We start from the raw sequence: 17938 nt of genomic DNA, 5'->3' as shown, positions 1-17938 counted from the left end.
TTATTTTTGCACTCCAAATGCACAAACACCGTGTTTATGCAAATGAAGTTATACAAAATTACTACTTTTTTCTGAATCTCAATGCTTTGTCGTTTTTTAATATGCTTCTGAAATAATCGATGTTGTTTATTTCAGACCTTTGTTTTTACAATATTGTTACAAAATATATGTAGATGAATCCCTTGTAAAACATAAAGTAGGGACAAAACTATAAAAATAAATCAGTATGGCGACATTAGCATGGGTTGTTTTTAAACACCACAAAAAAACGGACGGAACATATAATCCAAAGATCAAAGTATATCACAATGGTACTACGGTATATTTGCCAACCCAGATATACACATCGTTGGTAAGATTTAAAAAAGGCGAATCAATGGGTGCTATTACGGATGGGGATATAGTGGATGCTCTTAATAGTCGGGTAAAAGAGATAAGGAAAATTTTGAACACTCACGACGACGTGATAGATAACTGCGATGATGCAAAGGCAGTAGCAGATTTTATCGATAAGAAAATGAATACTGATAAGAATCTGAACTTTATCGAGTTTGCCCGATTGTATGTGGGCGGATTAAAAGATAATGGATCCAAATCAATAACGAATTGTATGATAAATAATTTATGTTCTTTTCTGGGAGCTGACTATCTTCCGGTGAGAAAAATCACATCTGCTTTTTTATTACGTTTTGAGGGCTGGATGAAATCTGAACGTGTGGTTAAAATCGGGGATAAAGAATATAAAAGAAAGCCGATGGCAAACTCATCAGTGCAAACTTACATGGAAAAATTGAAAAGTGTTTATGGTAGAATGCTGTTGCAGTACAATAATTATGAAATTGGAGATATCGTTATACCCGGTGATCCTTTCAAAGTCTATAAAACCAAGCAGGATGTTTCGTTTAAACAGAAAGCTACTGATGTGGATATCATCAGAAAAATATCAGAGTATGTACCTAATCAAAAAAGGCATTTTTCCAGAGCTATAGCAAAGGATATATTTATGCTTTCTTTCTGTCTGGCCGGCATAAATTTAATCGACTTGTTTACTTGTGAGTCTTTTAATGCGGGGCGGATTGAATATTTTAGAACTAAGACGAAGGGGAAGAAAAAAGATAAGGCCTTTATATCTGTTCCAATTTCTCCTGAAATTCGAGATACCTTTGAGCGGTATAGAGATACAACTGGCGGACGGGTGTTTAATCTTTATACTCTTTTTACTGATATATGCAGCTTCCGGCAAATTGTAGCTTCTGGAATGAAGTCGCTATGTAAAGATCTGAAAATTGAACCTATCACGTTCTATGCAGCGCGCCATAGCTTTGCCACGATTGCCCGTAATAGCTGCGGCGTAGATATGGCCGATATTGCCTTATGTCTGACACATGCATCTGGTTTTAAAATGACAGATACTTATGTTAAGCCTGATTTTAGCCGGGTGGACAAGGTTGTTAGGAAGGTTCTGGATTATGTATTTGTCGATAGTGTTAAATAATAAACATTTGTTGAAAATAAATAGGCTTTTGCTTGTATAATAAACAAATGTTGATTATATTTGCATTGTAATTAAAAACAAAGGAGGTGATGAAGCGGAAAAGTAAAGAACAGAAAGAAGCAGAAGAGGACTTGCTATTTTACCTTGAGTACTACAAAAAATTCGATACCGGGTATCAAAAAAAGATAGCGGATAAGGAGATAAAAGAACTTGAGGATAAATTAAAAAAGAAGTAATCACCAGCCGGGGCGGTAAGCCCCGGCTAAATCAAACGAATATGTACGATAAGATAAAAGAACTGGCTACCCGCAAAAGGATGGCAAAGACAAAAGAAGAAAAGGAGGCTGTTAAAAATGCTATGTTTGAGTTACAAAATAGCGATCCTAAAGCATATGGAGAAGCGTTGGAGCGTTTGATAAAAGAAACGGCTAACCGGCTTGATGAACTGACCGTGTCGGAAAAGATGGGGGAAGTTACTAAAATAGTGTCTATGTCTTATATCGCTCAAAATTATTTCGGTAAAACACGTAGTTGGCTTGCTCATAAATTGAACGGAGATATCGTCAACGGTAAGGAGTCCTCATTTACGGATGAAGAGTTATCGACGCTTAAACTGGCCCTTTCTGACCTCTCAAAGAAATTAGGCTCAATAAGTGCTGTTCTTTAAAGCACTTTGTTTTTAATTACACAAATCCCCGCATTTGAGCCGTGCGGGGATTTTTTTGTTATTCTGTTTTTTGGTTTGATTTTATGCTTACCTGACCTTGTTTTACTAAAGTATCAAGTAATTCGATTATGCGTTCTTGATTGGCAATACTTTTGTTGATCTTCCAATACCAACATAATAGTTCTCGACATAAGAAGAATACTCCGATGATGGCTAATAGCCAAATGATACCGATAGGCATGTTTTCCATGATGTTTTATATTTAGATTGTTTAAAATAATCTGTGCATACTACCTAATACTGCATAAACTTTGCGGATCATGCTAATAGGAATGTCTTGATCGCTGTATTCAGGACTCTTGTTTGTTGGGATTAGACGAATGAAACCGTCTTTATCTGATTTTCCCATGCGTTTAACGGTCCGATAGCTGTTTGTAATAAAGCCATAGACTTCACCATAGGGCAAATATTCGATTGGATCAGTCATTTCTTTCATCGCAATGTAATCTCCATTGCTCAATTCCGGCTCCATAGAGTGCCCTGTAAGGTTGCACCATACAACTCCGTCTTTATTAAAAGGAGCAAAATCAATATAATAATCAGGATTTAGAGTCTGATCATTCAGTACAAGATCAAATCCTCCTATAAAGTCTACATTATAATAAGGTGATCCTTTATGTATGTAATTGATAGAGGGTTTTTCAGCTTCTGTTTTTTTTAGCATTTCACCTTTGCCGGTGATAAGCCAATCTACATTTATCTCTGGAAACTTATTGATAATTTTTAATATTGTGTCTGAACCTATAGAGCTCTTAACTTTATTAAAATACCCACTGGAGATACCCGTATGCTTCTCAAAGTTGGTTTGCCCCATTTTTGCATAATCTCTTATTTCCTTTAATCTGTCTTTTATGTCCATGATATATTCTATAATATAATTGTTGTACGGAGTATATTCCGTATATTTGTAATATTCTTATACCTGTTAAAATATTTGTATGACTTTCATATTTAGTTGCTTTATTATAATAGTGATCTCTTTATGTCCTATTCTTATTGTATTGGCTATATTTATATCAATAAAGCCGGGTCATGAAGAATCTATAGACTCTTCGCGTTTTGATGGGAGTTCCTCTCGTAGTCTTTATTTTGGTCATAGATGGATGGATGAATTTGACGACTAAATCTTGTAAGCAGATCGGAAGGATCATTTAATAGTCTACTTAATTTAATTATATTCTGCCGAAATTCAGTCCTGTCTTTATCATCTAAAATATCATAAAACGCACATTCATTGTCAATGTCTGTGAGTGATTGGTTTAATTGACTTGCTCTTACATTGTCTTTTAAATCTTCTAAATAACCAATTAAGATTGTAGTCGTTTTTACAAATTCGTGCCACATTTTTTTATTTGCAAGATCCAACATTGAAAGGGTTTCGACTCTGTACAATGTCTTTATTATGTTTGTGTCAGAGTGATACTTTAATATGTTAGTCTCTTTTTTTGCTATTGCTTTAAACCTTTCTTCTGTAAATCGTAAATGAAATACTTGTGTTGCTACCATTATTGTGGCACAAACCCCCATTAAGCCTATAACAACCCCTATCATAGCCCCATTTGTAATTGTGAATGGTTCAATCCTGATGAAAAATGTGAAAAATGTTGATATAGAAATCAATATAGCCAATAAAGAAATCCAGTTGCTTTTTATAAATCCCATGCCGGAAACAGTTAATTAAAGTTTATTTATTGTATATACTCCGTATTTGTCTTGTTTGTACGGAATATATACCGTATGTTTGCATTGTCTTAATCAATCAAACGACTAAATCGGATTGATAAAGTAAAATGATTCACAAATTTAATAAAGATATGACACAAGCAAAGTTTAAAACGAAAATTCTTTTGAAGGATTCATTACGTGAGATGCCAATAGGTAGTAAACTGACCATTAAGAGCCGTCAATTCAAAGCCTCGGTTGTCAGAACAACGACGACAGATCTTAAATGTAAAGAGGGGTATTTGTTTGATGTTTCTGATCGTGGAATGATCGATGAAGTAGTAGTAACAAGAATAAAATAGGAAGATTATGGAAAGAGCAAATCCAGTAGCAACATTGTTGGAGCAAGCTTTGTCACTTGCACAGCATTCAGCCGGTATACCGGTGATTGTCGATTATGATGCGATTACACGGGCAGCTATCAAAGTGGCTCGTGAAGAGCGTGAAAAGATTGCATCTGATCCTAAAATTCTTCTAACACAGAATGAAGCTCATATACGGTATGGAAAATCTGTTATTACGGCTTTGGTTCGTAGGGGGTATTTGCAACAATATAAGTTTGATCTGCGCGAAGCTTACGACGAAGAAGGATGCTTGATAAGAAAGGCTAAAGGTGTCGTATATTATCGGGTAATAGAAATTGAAAAAGCCCTGGAAGAGGGGAATGTATTGAAAGGGACACGGCGAATTTTAAAGTAAAAGGAATGGAAGAAAAGAAAACAATGTCCCAGCTGTTACGGGATTTACCCGTAAGCGAGGCGAAGGTTTTTCCGATTCACAAAAGAACATCGGTTGTAAATACAATACAACGATTGAAGTTTGAAGGCTATAAATTTAGCACGGAAACCTTTGCAGGATTAGGGCGATATGTAGTAGTCAAAATGGTTAATCCTAAAAAGAAAAATCATGAATAGGGAAGAATGGTTAAATATGGCAGTGGGTGAACTCCGGCCGCTTTTTGAGCCTGAATACAAAGTGCCGGAAGTGAAAATATCGATCGGTTTCCCTGCAAAGGGTGGATTGAGTAAAAGGCGCGTTTTAGGCGTGTGTTGGAAGGCGGAAGTTGCAACCGATAAGATATGCCAAATTTACATTAACCCCACCATTGCGGATGTAACCGGTGCAGATGGTATTCTGTCGGTTGTGGCTCATGAAATGGTTCATGCTTGTGGTATCAGCGGACACGGTAAAGAGTTTGCTAAATGTGGCCTGAAAATAGGCTTGGAGGGTAAAATGTCTTCAAGTGTGGCAGGGCAGGATCTGCAAGCGCGTTTTAGGATGATAGAGAAGAATATAGGAAAGTTTCCACATGCGCCATTAGTGCCAACAAACTGCCTGTCGGCCTCTCAAAAACCGGATAAATGCCGGATCCATAAATGTACATGTTTGGAATGCGGATATACTGTCAGGGTGTCGGCTAAATGGCTTGATATGGCTGTTCCTGTCTGCCCTGTTTGTGATAAGGAAATGCAACGTGAGATGAAATAAAAAATTACAATATGTCAAAAGGTGAAGCTTATTATTTTTCGCACGATGCTGATGCGATGAATGATCCGAAATGTATGTTACTGATATCCCAGCTTGGGATGGAGGGGTACGGTGCATTTTGGGGGTTGGTTGAGTTGCTCCGTGTGCAACCGGAGTACAAAATGTCTATCCAGTTGGTTCCTGCTATTGCTGCGAGGTTCCAGATGTCGGAGGCAAAACTAAAAACGGTTATTTCTGCTTTTGGATTATTCCAGGTGACGGATGATTATTTTTTCTATTCGCAGTCATTGAGGGATAGAATGCAGGTGATGTTGGATAAGATAGATAGAAGAAAAATAGCATCAAAAGTCGCAAATGAGGTTAGATGGGGTAAGCGTATTGCATTGCCTGTTAGTGAGTTATCCGATAGTAATCCGAACGGACTCCGAACAGACTCCGATTTTATCCAAAATGAAATGAAAAGAAATGAAATAAAAAAGAAAGGTATAAAGAAAAAAGCTGACGCTTTTAGACCCCCACAACTTTCTGAAATAGAGGCTTATTGTAGGGATCGTGGAAATAACGTTGATTCCGAAAAGTTTTACAACTTCTACCAGTCGAAAGGCTGGATGGTCGGGAAAAACAAGATGAAAGACTGGAAAGCGGCTGTCCGCACCTGGGAAAAAGAAGATAAATCAAAAAAACAACAATCAAATGAAAAATCGAAGCAATATACAGAACTGTAGCAGGGAGTTCCCGCATAACGAAAAAGTGGAAAAGGTTGTGCTTGGAATGCTTATGTTGGAATCGACGGCGATTAATGAGGTTGGTGATATCTTACGGCCTGAAGTCTTTTACAAGCCAGGTCACGATGCGATCTATGAAGCGGTAAAATCAATTTCCCTGGAAGGTAATGCACCGGATATGATGCTTGTATTTGCCCGTTTAAACAGAACAGGCAAGTTGGAAGAAGTGGGAGGGGCGTTGTATTTGTCTGAACTTGTCTCTTCGGTTTCTTCATGTGCTAACCTGGTCCAACATGCAAGATATCTTCACCAGCTCTATATTGCGAGACTGCTTGTTATGGCAGGTCATTCGATAACGTCGAAGGCTTACGATATGTCGCTGGATGTAGACGATACTCTCTATGAAGCGATCAGAATGTTAGAAGATATTTCGTCTTCAACCATGTATGAGGCTAATACGATTGATTTAAGACGTGCTGTTGCTCTGTCGGTGGAGTTGTATCAACTGAAGCGCGAAAGGGCTGAAAAAGGGCTAAAAAGTGGTGTATTGACAGGATTGAGCAAGTTAGATAGAGAGCTTTCCGGATTAAGAGAGCAGCAACTGATCATTTTAGCGGCCCGCCCGGCTATGGGTAAAACGGCTTTTGCCCTTAATGTGGCGTTGAATGCCGCTTTAGCGGGAATCGCTGTAGTTATTTTCTCACTTGAAATGTCAAATGTTTCATTATCAGATAGATTAATTATCTCTGCCGGCGATTTGAATGCTGGAGATTATCGTAATGCACGATTGACAAATGAGGGAGAGAAACAGATGTGTAGTGCTGTAGACCAACTTAGCGCTTTGCCAATAACGATTGACGACACCTCTGGCCTTACGATCGGGCAGATCAAATCAAGGGCAAAGAACTTGCAGAGAAAGGGCAAATGCTCGTTGGTTGTGATTGACTACCTGCAATTGGTAAACATGACGGCTGGTAATAAAAGCTATACCAGGGAACAGGAGGTGACACAGTGTACGAAAGAGGCTAAGCAGCTTGCTAAATCGTTGAACATCCCTGTTATGCTGCTTTCCCAGCTTTCCCGCAAATGTGAAGAGCGGTCTGATAAAACGCCGATCCTGTCAGACCTTCGGGAATCCGGATCCATTGAACAGGATGCAGATGTAGTTTTGATGATCCACCGTCCGGAATATTACGACAAAAATGAGGAAAAGGGCGTTGGAGTTATTCGGATTGCTAAACAAAGAGATGGGCGAAGTGGGGATATAAAGTTTCGCTACAACGAAAGCCTGACGCGGTTTGCTGATTATGATACGGAAATTCCATTTTGACATGGCAACGAAACCGACAAAAAAAACGACACGGCTATATGGCGTAAGATCCGAAAAGCCTTCCGGATATAAACGTGTCAGATCATCCGACGAATATCATACTTCGCGATGGACACGGATGAGTCGGGCTTTCCGGCAAGATCATCCGTTGTGTGAGATATGCAAAAGCAAGGGGATTATAAAGCCTGCGGAAGTAGTGGACCACATTGTTCCTTACCCGGTTTGCGGTGACTTTTTCGATTCGTCAAACTGGCAATCTCTGTGCAGCAAATGCAATGCTGAAAAAGGAAATAGAGATAAAAAAATAATACAAGAATTTAGGAAAAATGGAACTGGAAATAAAAATAGCTAAAGCAAATGAAAAGGATATTCGTTCAACAGAAAATTTGTTGGATTTTTTGGAACAGATATTCTATAATGACGACATAGAGGATTGCCAGATTTTTAAAGATATAGCTCGTGAATTAGGCTATTGCTCTTCTTCAATAACAATGGAAGAAGCTTCTGTTGTTTTACTGGAAGCTATTCGCCGAAAATTTGACAAATGTTCCGGTAGATGGATGAAAGTTATTAGCACTGTAGATGTTCTGGTCGATCAATTATGTGATAAGAATATCAGTTATATAAAGCTTGATCCACATATTAAAAGAGCATTGGATAATTCAATGTTAGGTGAATGATTATGAGCCGGAAATCAACGATAATAACGGTAGAACCCCCTTCTTATACAACTTCGGCTGAAAAGTTGGAGATAACAGGGGTAGAATGCCCTTATTGTCTGGGGCGTGGCGTTTGGCATGAACAGGTCGGATATAATCAATATGCCGATTATACTTGTGGCGTCTGTAAGGGACATAAGAAGATAAAAGCGGTAATTACTATAGATTGGGTTCCAGATGAGTAGTATAGATATTCTCGCAATAATAGAACGATTGCATGAGGAAAAAAAGAAGAATAGAATTGTCCCTGATCATGTGACTGAAATAGAACTTATTTCGGAGATGTGTAGGGAAGTAATAACAACATTGAATCATTTGGTTGAAAATGGAAGTATTACGGCGTTTAGAACATTAAATGATAAAGCGTATTTGGTCAATAAATAAATGTATTAAATCATGAGTAAAGGTGAAGAATTAAAAAAGTTGCTTGACTTAAGTTACGAATGTAGTACACAAATGGATATTATATTTCGTAATCGCGGAATGAACACTCCAGAGTTAAGCAAATTACCGGATGGAGAACGGGAAGAATGGTTAAGGCTATATGAAGTCTTTAAAGGCATATCAGATGAAATTTGTCAATTGATTAACAACTAAAAAATCTTGAGTCAAATGAGAACTCCAATAACATACTACGGAGGCAAGCAGCGCCTGGCCGACACCATTATATCCATGATGCCGGGACACAAATTGTACTGTGAGCCTTTCTTCGGTGGCGGGGCTGTTTTCTTCCGGAAGCCAAAGGCTGGGGTAGAAGCGATCAATGATCATAACGATATGCTAATTAACTTTTACCTGGCAGCGCAAAACAGTTTCCCTGAATTGCAAGAAAGGATCCGGAATACCCTACATTCGGAATCGATGTATTACTATGCGAAAGATGTCTGGAACGGCCGGTGCGAAGCGTCCAACATAGAAAAGGCTTGGGCGGTCTGGATGATAACGAACGGATCCTTTGCTGGATCTATGCATGGTGGTTGGAAGTGGTGCAATGGAACTTCCGGATCCCATTCAGGTATATTTATACGCAACAAGCGTATTGAGTTCGGGGAGCAGCTGCGTGACAGACTGGAACAAGTACAAATTTCCTGCCGGGATGCTCTTAGGGTAATTAAAGAGAGAGATTCAGAAAACACATTCTTCTATCTTGATCCACCTTATCCGGGGTGTGTACAACAGTATTATTCCGGCTATACTCATACAGATCTCTACAATCTTTTGAAGCTGCTCTCTACGATCAAAGGAAAATTTATCTTATCAAACTACTGGTGCCAGACTCTCCGATATTTCATACAGAAGTTTGGATGGAATTTCCGGACCGTAGAGTTAGACCTCAAGGTGAATCATCTCGGTAGGGGACAACGCGTTGAAAAGAGAACAGAGATATTAGTTTTCAATTACGATATAGAAAAAACATTATTTCAACATTAAATAGTAATGAACGGAATAATAATCAATGATGAGCTGCACGAGTTGGTTTCGTCGAGAACCGGCGAGCCGTGTGATAATTGCAGTCTGCAAGTAAATTGTGATAAGACTGATTTTTTCTTATGTACCGTAATTGCCGGAAGGCACAAATCTGATGAACGATTTATCAATCGTGGTAAGGCGAAAGAATTTATTGAGAAACTTAATTTGTAACTAAAACAAATGGAACCAGATAAGCTAATAAAACTGATAGTATATGGATTGCTCCCATTTTATCTATTGTGGTATCTCCTATGTATATTAATTATAGGTTTTGGGAGTCTTATAAAGATCGTTGGATATCTATTGAACTCAGCCCGCCGGGAGGCTGAATGCGAATGGACAGACTATAAAGATTATGTTGTTGGATACAGAAGGCTCTTTTGATATCAAATAGCTCATATCACGAAAGTAGTGAAACATTTGAATAGAACAGCAAAGCCGCCCGGTGGCAACCGAACGGCTTTGTAAACTCTCACCTGCATAATGCAGATTGGCTATCAACACTACAAATGTAGTGTAATTTTCTGATTTACAAAATATACAATCAATCATGGGAGCACTTCAGTTAGATTTTTCACAATATACGAACGAACAACTTCAAAGCGAATATTATCGCAAATTACCGACAAAGAATTTTATTCAGTTTGGGGTAATTTATATTAACTTGAAAAAGAAAGGAAGACACTTCAATGCGTTTCATAACCTGTTGGAGCATTTTCTTTCTTATCAGGAATCAATAGGGCGTTCCTTTTCTACCAAAGATATAGGCAAAGAGGAAATTGACGGATTTGTAGAATATCTCTATGTTGAAAAAGGGCTTAAAACATCCACTATACAAGCCATCGTGATAAAGCTGAAGTACTTACTTGGAAAGGCTTACCTAAACGGATGGGCTGTTGATGATTCATATACAGATGCTAAGGTTAGGGAAAATGAATCCACGCATATTTATCTGAAAGAAAAAGAAATTGCTCGGCTTTATTATTATGATGGGCTGACAAAAAAGCAAGAAGAAATCCGGGATCTTTTTATTGTAGGTTGCATGACTGGACAACGGTATTCTGATTATTCTCGTATCTCAATGGATAATATTAAGGGAGATAATATTTTCATTCTCCAAAAGAAAACGAAAAATAAAGCAGTCGTTCCCGTGACAGATTATGTGAGAGAAATATTTGCAAAATATGACGGGAGTTTACCTGATGCACGATGTATTCAATATTTCAACAAAACAATAAAATTGATCTGCCGAAAAGCAGGATTAACAGACCTCATAACTTACGAAGAAGATCAGGGAGGTCAAATTGTGATGGTGAAAAAAGAAAAGTGTGATATGGTTTCCTCTCATACTGCACGACGAACGTTTATTACCAATACAATACGTGATAAGGTTCCGGAGAATATGATAATGAAACTAACCGGTCACAAGTCCTCTGCTTGTTTTTCCCGCTATAATCGATTAACATTAGAGGATAATGCGAGATCATTAGCCGGGACCGGATATCTATCATAGATTGACTAAATAGAATATTATGAAGCAATTGTTTAGTAAGTTGTCAAAAGAATTTGTTGGTAATCAGGATATAAGGGACAATAGTAGAGCTTTGTATCTAAGAATCCTTAATCAGTTTGCCAAATGGGTTGTGATTACAGGCCGTAATATAAAGGACCTGAAGCGATCTGATGTTATAGAATATAAGTCTACTCTGTTGCGTGAAGAGAAGTCAGAGAATACAATAGATTCTTACTTGACAGTAGTAAGAATGTTCTTTGAATATTGTGAGGCTATAGGTGAACATGAGAATATTGCGGCAGGTATAAAGCTTAGACATAAAAGAATAGGATATAGAAAGTCTCATCTTTCGGTCGATGAGATATCCAGGCTTTATAGCGTGATAGATACAGAGACAGTATCGGGTAAACGTAATTATGCATTGATTAATTTAATGCTGCGTTCTGGTATCCGATGCGTGGAAGCGTCAAGGTTACGTGTATGTGATGTGTGTATGCATGATAACCGATGTTCTATCTTGATACAGCGCAAAGGCGACAATGAGCGGACAGAACGTTTAGGACTGACGAATAAAGCAATACAGCCTGTTATGGATTATATAAGTTTTAGAGGGGTGAGTGATGGATCTGAATATGTATTCCTTACTCATTGTACAACGGGTGAACACCCTCTTACTCCTAAAGGAATTAGTAAGATTGTGACAACTTATATGAAAAAGGCCGGAGTTTATTCAAAGCAGAAAACGGCACATTCATTAAGACACACGGCAGCAGTGCAGGCTATAATGAATAAAGTTCCCATCAAAGAAGTACAATTGATGTTAGGGCATAGAAGGATTGAAACAACGGAAATCTATTTGAAGTCTGTAGACGAAGATTTAAGGTTGGATAATCCTGCTGTCCGTGCTCTGGATGATGCGTTCTGATATGCGGCTGGAATGGCTTCAAATGGCGTTTGAAAACATTATAAAACGATGGTCTGGGTGTGTAATGTAATAGTTTATACTTTTATGTATTGCATAGTACCTTGTTTAGTTAGCGACTTTTTGTGATGAGACTTTGGAGCGGTTTAAGTGTGTGTGGATCAGACAGGGGGAGGGGGGTGAAAATCTCTGAATCAAAATTTGCCGAGACCACGCCCTTAACCCAAAACGCGTGCGTGCAAAATTGGAGTTTTTTATAAATACAATAGATATGGCTAAAGGAAGAAAAGTAACGCCGGATGCGGTGAAAATTTTAAGGGGGACAGATCAGCCCTGTAGACTGTCTGGATCTGTAGATCATGCAGACCGGATAACAGACATAAAAAAGATATTGTCAACGTCTCGTTTGAAATTGTTGCCAACGAAAAGGGCAAAGGAGATTTTTAAAACGAAAGCTAACCAACTTATTGCGCTGGGGGTTCTTACCGAATTGGATATAGAGCATCTGGCCGTGTACGCTAATAGCTTGGATGTATTGTTTTCCTGTATGGAAGGTATGCGGAAACCGGCAGAAGAAAAATACGATAAGGAAGGGCGATTGACCGGTTATGTGGTCCGTCCGGAAACTAAAATGTACAAGCAAATGGTTGATGATGTTAATCGGATAGGGGCGGAGTTCGGTTTTACTCCTGTCTCCAGACAGAGGATCAACCAACAAGAACATGAAGAGCAGGACCCGTTTAAAAATTTACTTGCGAATATATGAAAAAGTCGGAGATATATAAAAAGAAAGCCCTGTCGTATATTGATAGAGTTATGTCGGGGGAAAGGGTTGCCGGAGAACTTGAAAAGCTGGCAGTAAAAAGACATTTGGACGACATGGAAAATGCAACGGAGAAGGGGTTGTATTTTGATGAGAAAGCAGCAAAGACAGCCCTCGCATTCTTTACATTGCTTCGGCACTATAAGGGTGAATGGGCTGGAAAAGAATTGGAATTAGAAGATTGGCAGTGTTTTATTGTCTGGTGTGTGTTTGGGTGGAAAACGGCAGACGGGCGGAGGCGGTTCATGTATGCGAATGTTGAGGTTGCCCGAAAAAATGGAAAGACAACATTTGCCGCCGGGATTGCATTGTTTATGCTTGTCCTGGATGGGGAAGCCGGTGCAGAAGTTTATTCGGCGGCTGTAGATAAGACACAGGCATCCATTTGTTGGGATGCGGCAAAGCTGATGATCGAGCAATCCCCAGAATTGAAAGCATATCTCACTGTCTGGAAAACATCTATAGTCTATGAACGTACAGCATCAAGTTATAAACCACTGTCTAAAGAGACAAAGAATAAAGATGGTTTGTCTCCACATTGTGCTATCTGTGATGAGATGCACGCCTGGACAAGTGACGATCTGTATCATCTTATAACTACCGGTATGGGGGCCAGGCGGCAACCATTGGTATTTTCAATTACGACGGCGGGTAGTAATATGTCACTCCCATATTATTCAATGCGTTCGTTGTATGTTGACATATTGAAAGGTGTCAAGATTCAGGAGAATACGTTTGTCATTATATATTGCCCTGATAAGGGGGACGAATGGGATGACTTGGTAACGTGGCAGAAGGCAAATCCAAATTATGGGATATCAGTATATGAGCATTATATGCAGAATGAATTTACAAGCGCGAAGAATAAAGGAGGAACTAAAGAGGTTAATTTCAAGACAAAAAACTTGAATATGTGGGTGGATGCACCTGATGTTTGGATTCAGGACGAAAAAGTTTTAGCTTGTGATCACGGAACAACGGAGGAAGATTTGTCCGGCCAAGAATGCTATGCCGGGCTTGACCTTGCTTCTCATGTCGATATTAACTCACTTGCGTTATATTTTCCGAAACTGCCTGTCCCGGCTTTTCGGTTTTATTTTTGGATTCCGGAAGGAAAAGTTATTCAAAAAGAGGATCGGATTGATTACAGGCAATGGCATAAAGAAGGTTGGATCAACATAACGCCAGGTGATGTGATTGACATAGACTTCTTTGTATCGGATTTGTCCAGTGTATTGAAAAAGTATGATGTCAAAAGAATAGCCTTTGACCCCGCTAAAGCTTATCACGGTGTTATACAGGGATTACAGAAAGAAGGTTTTGACGAATTGCTGGATGAGTTTAGCCAATCCATGCAAAACATGTCGGAACCGACTAAGAAGATAGAAGCAGATGTAACGGCAGGGTCTATTGATTTGATGGGTAATCCTGTTATCCGATGGATGTTTAGGAATGTCGTTGTGTACCGGGATGCGAACGATAACATCAAACTTGATAAAAAAAGGAGTATTGAAAAGATTGATGGAGTTGTTTCTATGGCAAATGCTTATGGAACTTATATGTCAAAAGACGAAGATGAGAGCACATATACATATAAAGGCTTTTATACGGTGAAAATGTAACGTTTAAACAATAGTGTTATACTGTTAAATGTGTAATGCTATTTAGTTAATTATTTGTAATATTGAAAGGCGCGTAAATTCGGTAAATAAGAATTTATGCGCCTTTTGCTGTTTTGTAATAAATATATATTAACAAAAATGTGTGTGTGTATGTGTGTGTGTGTTATTGCAGACGATTTATCGAATCTGGAACTTTGTAAAAAAAATAAAGATGGAATTAAACTTTAATCTGAAATTAAATAATCCGTTTAAACGTTCTGTTTCTGAAAAGGAAACACCGGGACAAAACGTATCAGGAAGTCAGAGTATGAATTTTGATTCCATGTCTTTGTTTAATGGCATTGGCGGTGAAATACCACTTGATACAGCAATGAAATTTACGGCTGTGTTTGCTGCCATGAGATTGCGTGCCGAATGTGTGGCCTCTCTTCCAAAAACACTAACGGAACGGATTGAAAGCGGGAAGATAGAAGCGTTAAATCATCCTATTTACAAGTTGATAAAATATCGTCCTAATGGGTATATGAATGTGTTTTCTTTTTGGGAATATACAAATTCTTGCCTGGATGGTTGGGGGAATGCTTATGTGTTGATCCGGCGTAATAGTTCAGCAGTTCCGGTGGAATTGCTGCCTATACATCCGAAATATGTTTATGTTACACTCTCAAATGGGAAAAAGTGGTTCCGGGTTTCCGGTTCAAGATGGTATGATGGACTCTATAGTGATGATGACATGCTCCACTTTTTCTCATTATCTATAGATGGTATTAGGGGCATCAATCCTATATCTTACAATTCTCCTGCTATCAGATCGGGGATTGGAGCGACGGCTTTTGGCAATGAATTTTTTGATAAAGGCGGTAACATAAAGGCTGTTCTGGAAAATGACCGGACAATGGGTGTTACTGATTTCAAGGAATTTCAGGAAAAGTTTAATGGAAATTCCAATCATGAAACGGCATTACTTGATGGTGGATGGAAATACAAATCTATCGGAATGGCGCCGGAAGCCGCTCAAATGATCCAAACAAGGACATTAGCCATACAGGATATCGCACGTATATTTAATGTCCCTCCTCATTTATTGGCAGAATTAAGCCGGGCCACATTTTCAAATATAGAACATCAGGATATCCAGTTTATCAAGTACTCCATGCGTCCTACTTTAAAACGTTATGAGGTAGAACTTGAAAACAAATTGCTTTTTGATAATGAGCTGGGAAAGATTGAAATGAAATTCAATATAGACGGCTTTTTACGTGGAGATATGAAAACACGTGCTGCATTTTATCATAATGCAATTTTGGACGGCTGGTTGAATCGTAATGAGGTGAGAGAGATAGAGAACCGTAACCAGGTAGAAGGATTGGACGAATATCTATATCCTTCGAATCAGAATATAACCGGAAAGGAAGAAGAGAACGAAAAAGAAAATTCAGGAAAGGAGAAAGACAATGAGTAACGTCAGAAAGTTTGGTAAAGATGTGGAAAAGACAAGGACGATCCCTTTTGTTTTTTCGGATGAGACACGTGATTCGTATGGTACGGTGTTCACCGCTACCGGCTGGGTACTGGATCGTTTTGAGAAAAACGGGATAGCTCTGTTCAATCATAATGCCTATTCTTCTGATCCAAATATGGCTATCGGATCTGCGCGTGCATGGATAGAAGGGAATAAGCTATTGGGAGAAATAACTTTTGAGGAAAAGGAGATTAATCCATTGGCAGAAACAGTTTTCCGCAAATTCCTTGCCGGCACTTATAAAGGTGTCTCTATCCGTTATTTTCCGTTGGAAAATGGAAAATGGGGCGAAGGTCAGGAAGCTCTTGAAGGTGAAAATCCAACTTATTATATCGGGAAACGTGAACTGTTGGAGATATCTGTAGTACCTATCCCTTCTAATAAAAATGCATTAGTGCGTTCGCATGGTGCTGAAACGTCTACGGAATTGGAAGAGGATGAAGGGTATTATACCGATGGTTTGGTAAGGTTTTGCCCGGATGAACAGACAGACGATATGGATGAAGGCGAAAGCCTGGGTGAAGACGAAGGGAACAACGTTGTTTCCGGGGAATGTATCAGGAGTATGATAGAGGGTTATGCGGCAATTTGTAGAATTTAATAATAGTAGTTATCATGGCAAGAAAAAGAAAAGACGTTCAGAATGAACTTAGTCAAAAGTTGTCAGACATGCGTGCAATCATGGACAAGCCTGAAGAGCAGGAGAAATTGCGTGCCTTGCAGGCAGAAGTAGAAAGCCTGACCGAAGAATTGAACCGTATTAATGTGGATGAAGCGGCGGAACGTGCCATTGCAGCCAGCCGGATCCCGGATGATGTGAAAGAAGCTGCCAGGCAGTTTTCATTTGCAAAGTTTTTCCGTGAATTGGCATCCGGTGAGGGGCTTAGCGGTGTTGAGCAGGAAATGGCACAACTTGCAAAAGAAGAAAGTAGCCGTTCCGGTATAGCATTGAAAGGAATTGGTATTCCTGTATGTGTACTTAATTATAGCCGTGCTTTTGGTGGAAATACGGCCGGAACACAGGCTGATGGCGGTTATACAATCGCTACCTCTTTGAGATATCAGGAGGAATTGCGTAAAAGACTTGTACTTGCGTCTGCCGGTGCACAGTATCTTAGCGGTTTGGTAGGCAATATTTCTGTGATCGATGGTAAGGCTATTACCGCAAGTTGGGAAGGGGAAAACACAACTGTTTCCGATTCTAAGAAGGGCTTTTCTGCACGTAACTTGTCTCCCAAAAGATTGTCTCTCAATGTTCCTGTTTCCAAACAATTGATTATTCAAAGTTCTTTTGATGTCGAGCAGATGATTGTTTCTGATATCTTGAATGCACATGCTGAAGCTTTGGAAACAGCAGCCATCAACGGTAGTGGTTCGGGGCAGCCTACCGGGCTCCTGAATACTTCGGGTATTGGTTCGGTTATCATTGGGGAAAACGGTGGTGCTCCAACGTTTAAGGATATGGTTGACCTGGAAACCGCAATCGCTATAGCGAATGCCGATCTTGGATCGTTGGCGTATGTGACGAATGCGAAGGTTCGTGGTGCTCTCAAAACCACGTTAAGATCAGCAGGGGTATCAGGTTACATCTGGGAAAAAGATGAGGTGAACGGGTATAGGGCGTATGCTTCTAATATTGTGCCTTCTAACATTAAAAAGGGAACAGGGGAAAATTTGAGTGCTGCTATTTTCGGCAATTTTAATGATCTGCTGATTTGCCAGTGGGGTGGCTTGGATGTGATTTCTGATCCTTATGCATTGAAAAAGGAGGCTGCAATTGAGATCACGATGAATGCCTATCATGATGTGTTTGTACGTCGTGCCGGATCGTTTGCGGCAATCAAGGATATTATTGCGTGA

24 protein-coding genes are annotated in these 17938 nt (G+C 39.2%); 21 read left to right on the top strand and 3 right to left on the bottom strand.

The window, feature by feature from the left end; translation table 11 throughout:
* The first annotated feature begins 226 nt into the window (after nt 1-226).
* The 3 genes from DWU89_RS16255 (at nt 227) to DWU89_RS16250 (ending at nt 2162) form a co-directional block, all read left to right on the top strand.
* A complete protein-coding gene (locus DWU89_RS16255) occupies nt 227-1495 on the top strand; it encodes a phage integrase SAM-like domain-containing protein (RefSeq protein ID WP_115500685.1) in 1269 nt (422 codons plus the stop codon).
* Nucleotides 1496-1584: 89 nt separating this feature from the next.
* Complete coding sequence (locus DWU89_RS20825; protein ID WP_167451709.1) at nt 1585-1731, top strand: hypothetical protein; 147 nt, start codon at nt 1585-1587, stop codon at nt 1729-1731.
* A gap of 41 nt (nt 1732-1772) precedes the next feature.
* Nucleotides 1773-2162, top strand: a complete 390-nt coding sequence (locus tag DWU89_RS16250; RefSeq protein ID WP_115500684.1) for a DUF5053 domain-containing protein — start codon at nt 1773-1775, stop codon at nt 2160-2162.
* A 58-nt stretch (nt 2163-2220) separates the two neighbouring features.
* Here the strand turns inward: DWU89_RS16250 and DWU89_RS16245 are convergent, their stop codons facing one another.
* The 3 genes from DWU89_RS16245 to DWU89_RS16235 all read right to left on the bottom strand — a co-directional run bounded on the left by DWU89_RS16245 (nt 2221) and on the right by DWU89_RS16235 (nt 3884).
* Complete coding sequence (locus DWU89_RS16245; protein ID WP_115500683.1) at nt 2221-2412, bottom strand: hypothetical protein; 192 nt, start codon at nt 2410-2412, stop codon at nt 2221-2223.
* Between the two features lie 21 nt (nt 2413-2433).
* Nucleotides 2434-3081, bottom strand: coding sequence for an XRE family transcriptional regulator (locus DWU89_RS16240; RefSeq protein WP_115500682.1), 648 nt, complete (start codon nt 3079-3081; stop codon nt 2434-2436).
* A gap of 182 nt (nt 3082-3263) precedes the next feature.
* Nucleotides 3264-3884 (bottom strand): hypothetical protein, encoded by a 621-nt coding sequence (locus DWU89_RS16235; RefSeq protein ID WP_115500681.1) that lies wholly within the window; start codon nt 3882-3884, stop codon nt 3264-3266.
* A 152-nt stretch (nt 3885-4036) separates the two neighbouring features.
* Here DWU89_RS16235 and DWU89_RS16230 point away from each other — a divergent pair, with 152 nt between their 5' ends.
* The 18 genes from DWU89_RS16230 to DWU89_RS16130 all read left to right on the top strand — a co-directional run bounded on the left by DWU89_RS16230 (nt 4037) and on the right by DWU89_RS16130 (nt 17938).
* Nucleotides 4037-4246, top strand: a complete 210-nt coding sequence (locus DWU89_RS16230; RefSeq protein ID WP_147292133.1) for a hypothetical protein — start codon at nt 4037-4039, stop codon at nt 4244-4246.
* 7 nt (nt 4247-4253) lie between these two features.
* Nucleotides 4254-4643 carry a hypothetical protein gene (locus DWU89_RS16225; protein ID WP_115500679.1) on the top strand — a complete coding sequence of 130 codons (390 nt, stop codon included), beginning with the start codon at nt 4254-4256 and terminating at the stop codon, nt 4641-4643.
* A gap of 5 nt (nt 4644-4648) precedes the next feature.
* Nucleotides 4649-4858, top strand: coding sequence for a hypothetical protein (locus DWU89_RS16220; protein WP_115500678.1), 210 nt, complete (start codon nt 4649-4651; stop codon nt 4856-4858).
* The gene (locus DWU89_RS16215; protein WP_115500677.1) at nt 4851-5432 is read left to right on the top strand and encodes a SprT-like domain-containing protein; all 582 of its coding nucleotides are present in this window, start codon (nt 4851-4853) and stop codon (nt 5430-5432) included. Before DWU89_RS16220 ends, DWU89_RS16215 begins: the two co-directional genes overlap by 8 nt.
* 11 nt (nt 5433-5443) lie before the next feature.
* Entirely contained in the window at nt 5444-6157 is a 714-nt protein-coding gene (locus tag DWU89_RS16210) for a Lin1244/Lin1753 domain-containing protein (protein WP_115500676.1), read from the top strand.
* On the top strand, nt 6126-7487 hold the full coding sequence (gene dnaB, locus DWU89_RS16205; RefSeq protein ID WP_115500675.1) for a replicative DNA helicase: 1362 nt from the start codon (nt 6126-6128) through the stop codon (nt 7485-7487). The genes DWU89_RS16210 and dnaB overlap by 32 nt, the downstream gene beginning before the upstream one ends.
* On the top strand, nt 7465-7839 hold the full coding sequence (locus DWU89_RS21305; RefSeq protein ID WP_115500674.1) for an HNH endonuclease: 375 nt from the start codon (nt 7465-7467) through the stop codon (nt 7837-7839). The genes dnaB and DWU89_RS21305 overlap by 23 nt, the downstream gene beginning before the upstream one ends.
* Nucleotides 7814-8167: a hypothetical protein gene (locus DWU89_RS16195; RefSeq protein WP_115500673.1), complete on the top strand. Its 354-nt coding sequence runs from the start codon at nt 7814-7816 to the stop codon at nt 8165-8167. Before DWU89_RS21305 ends, DWU89_RS16195 begins: the two co-directional genes overlap by 26 nt.
* Before the next feature lie 216 nt (nt 8168-8383).
* Entirely contained in the window at nt 8384-8590 is a 207-nt protein-coding gene (locus DWU89_RS16185; protein ID WP_115500671.1) for a hypothetical protein, read from the top strand.
* Between the two features lie 12 nt (nt 8591-8602).
* Complete coding sequence (locus DWU89_RS16180) at nt 8603-8803, top strand: hypothetical protein (RefSeq protein WP_115500670.1); 201 nt, start codon at nt 8603-8605, stop codon at nt 8801-8803.
* A gap of 15 nt (nt 8804-8818) precedes the next feature.
* Nucleotides 8819-9637: a DNA adenine methylase gene (locus DWU89_RS16175; protein ID WP_115500669.1), complete on the top strand. Its 819-nt coding sequence runs from the start codon at nt 8819-8821 to the stop codon at nt 9635-9637.
* A 589-nt stretch (nt 9638-10226) separates the two neighbouring features.
* On the top strand, nt 10227-11189 hold the full coding sequence (locus DWU89_RS16160; protein ID WP_115500666.1) for a tyrosine-type recombinase/integrase: 963 nt from the start codon (nt 10227-10229) through the stop codon (nt 11187-11189).
* Between the two features lie 19 nt (nt 11190-11208).
* Nucleotides 11209-12114, top strand: coding sequence for a tyrosine-type recombinase/integrase (locus tag DWU89_RS16155; RefSeq protein WP_115500665.1), 906 nt, complete (start codon nt 11209-11211; stop codon nt 12112-12114).
* Between the two features lie 268 nt (nt 12115-12382).
* Nucleotides 12383-12877, top strand: a complete 495-nt coding sequence (locus DWU89_RS16150) for a P27 family phage terminase small subunit (RefSeq protein ID WP_115500664.1) — start codon at nt 12383-12385, stop codon at nt 12875-12877.
* Complete coding sequence (locus DWU89_RS16145; protein ID WP_115500663.1) at nt 12874-14556, top strand: terminase large subunit; 1683 nt, start codon at nt 12874-12876, stop codon at nt 14554-14556. Before DWU89_RS16150 ends, DWU89_RS16145 begins: the two co-directional genes overlap by 4 nt.
* 211 nt (nt 14557-14767) lie before the next feature.
* Nucleotides 14768-16018: a phage portal protein gene (locus tag DWU89_RS16140; RefSeq protein ID WP_115500662.1), complete on the top strand. Its 1251-nt coding sequence runs from the start codon at nt 14768-14770 to the stop codon at nt 16016-16018.
* Entirely contained in the window at nt 16011-16679 is a 669-nt protein-coding gene (locus DWU89_RS16135; RefSeq protein WP_115500661.1) for an HK97 family phage prohead protease, read from the top strand. Before DWU89_RS16140 ends, DWU89_RS16135 begins: the two co-directional genes overlap by 8 nt.
* Before the next feature lie 14 nt (nt 16680-16693).
* A complete protein-coding gene (locus DWU89_RS16130) occupies nt 16694-17938 on the top strand; it encodes a phage major capsid protein (protein ID WP_115500660.1) in 1245 nt (414 codons plus the stop codon).

The sequence above is a fragment of the Parabacteroides acidifaciens genome (genome assembly GCF_003363715.1).
In the GTDB taxonomy this organism is placed as follows: Bacteria; Bacteroidota; Bacteroidia; order Bacteroidales; family Tannerellaceae; genus Parabacteroides; species Parabacteroides acidifaciens.
This window is presented reverse-complemented; position numbering and strand designations above follow the sequence as displayed.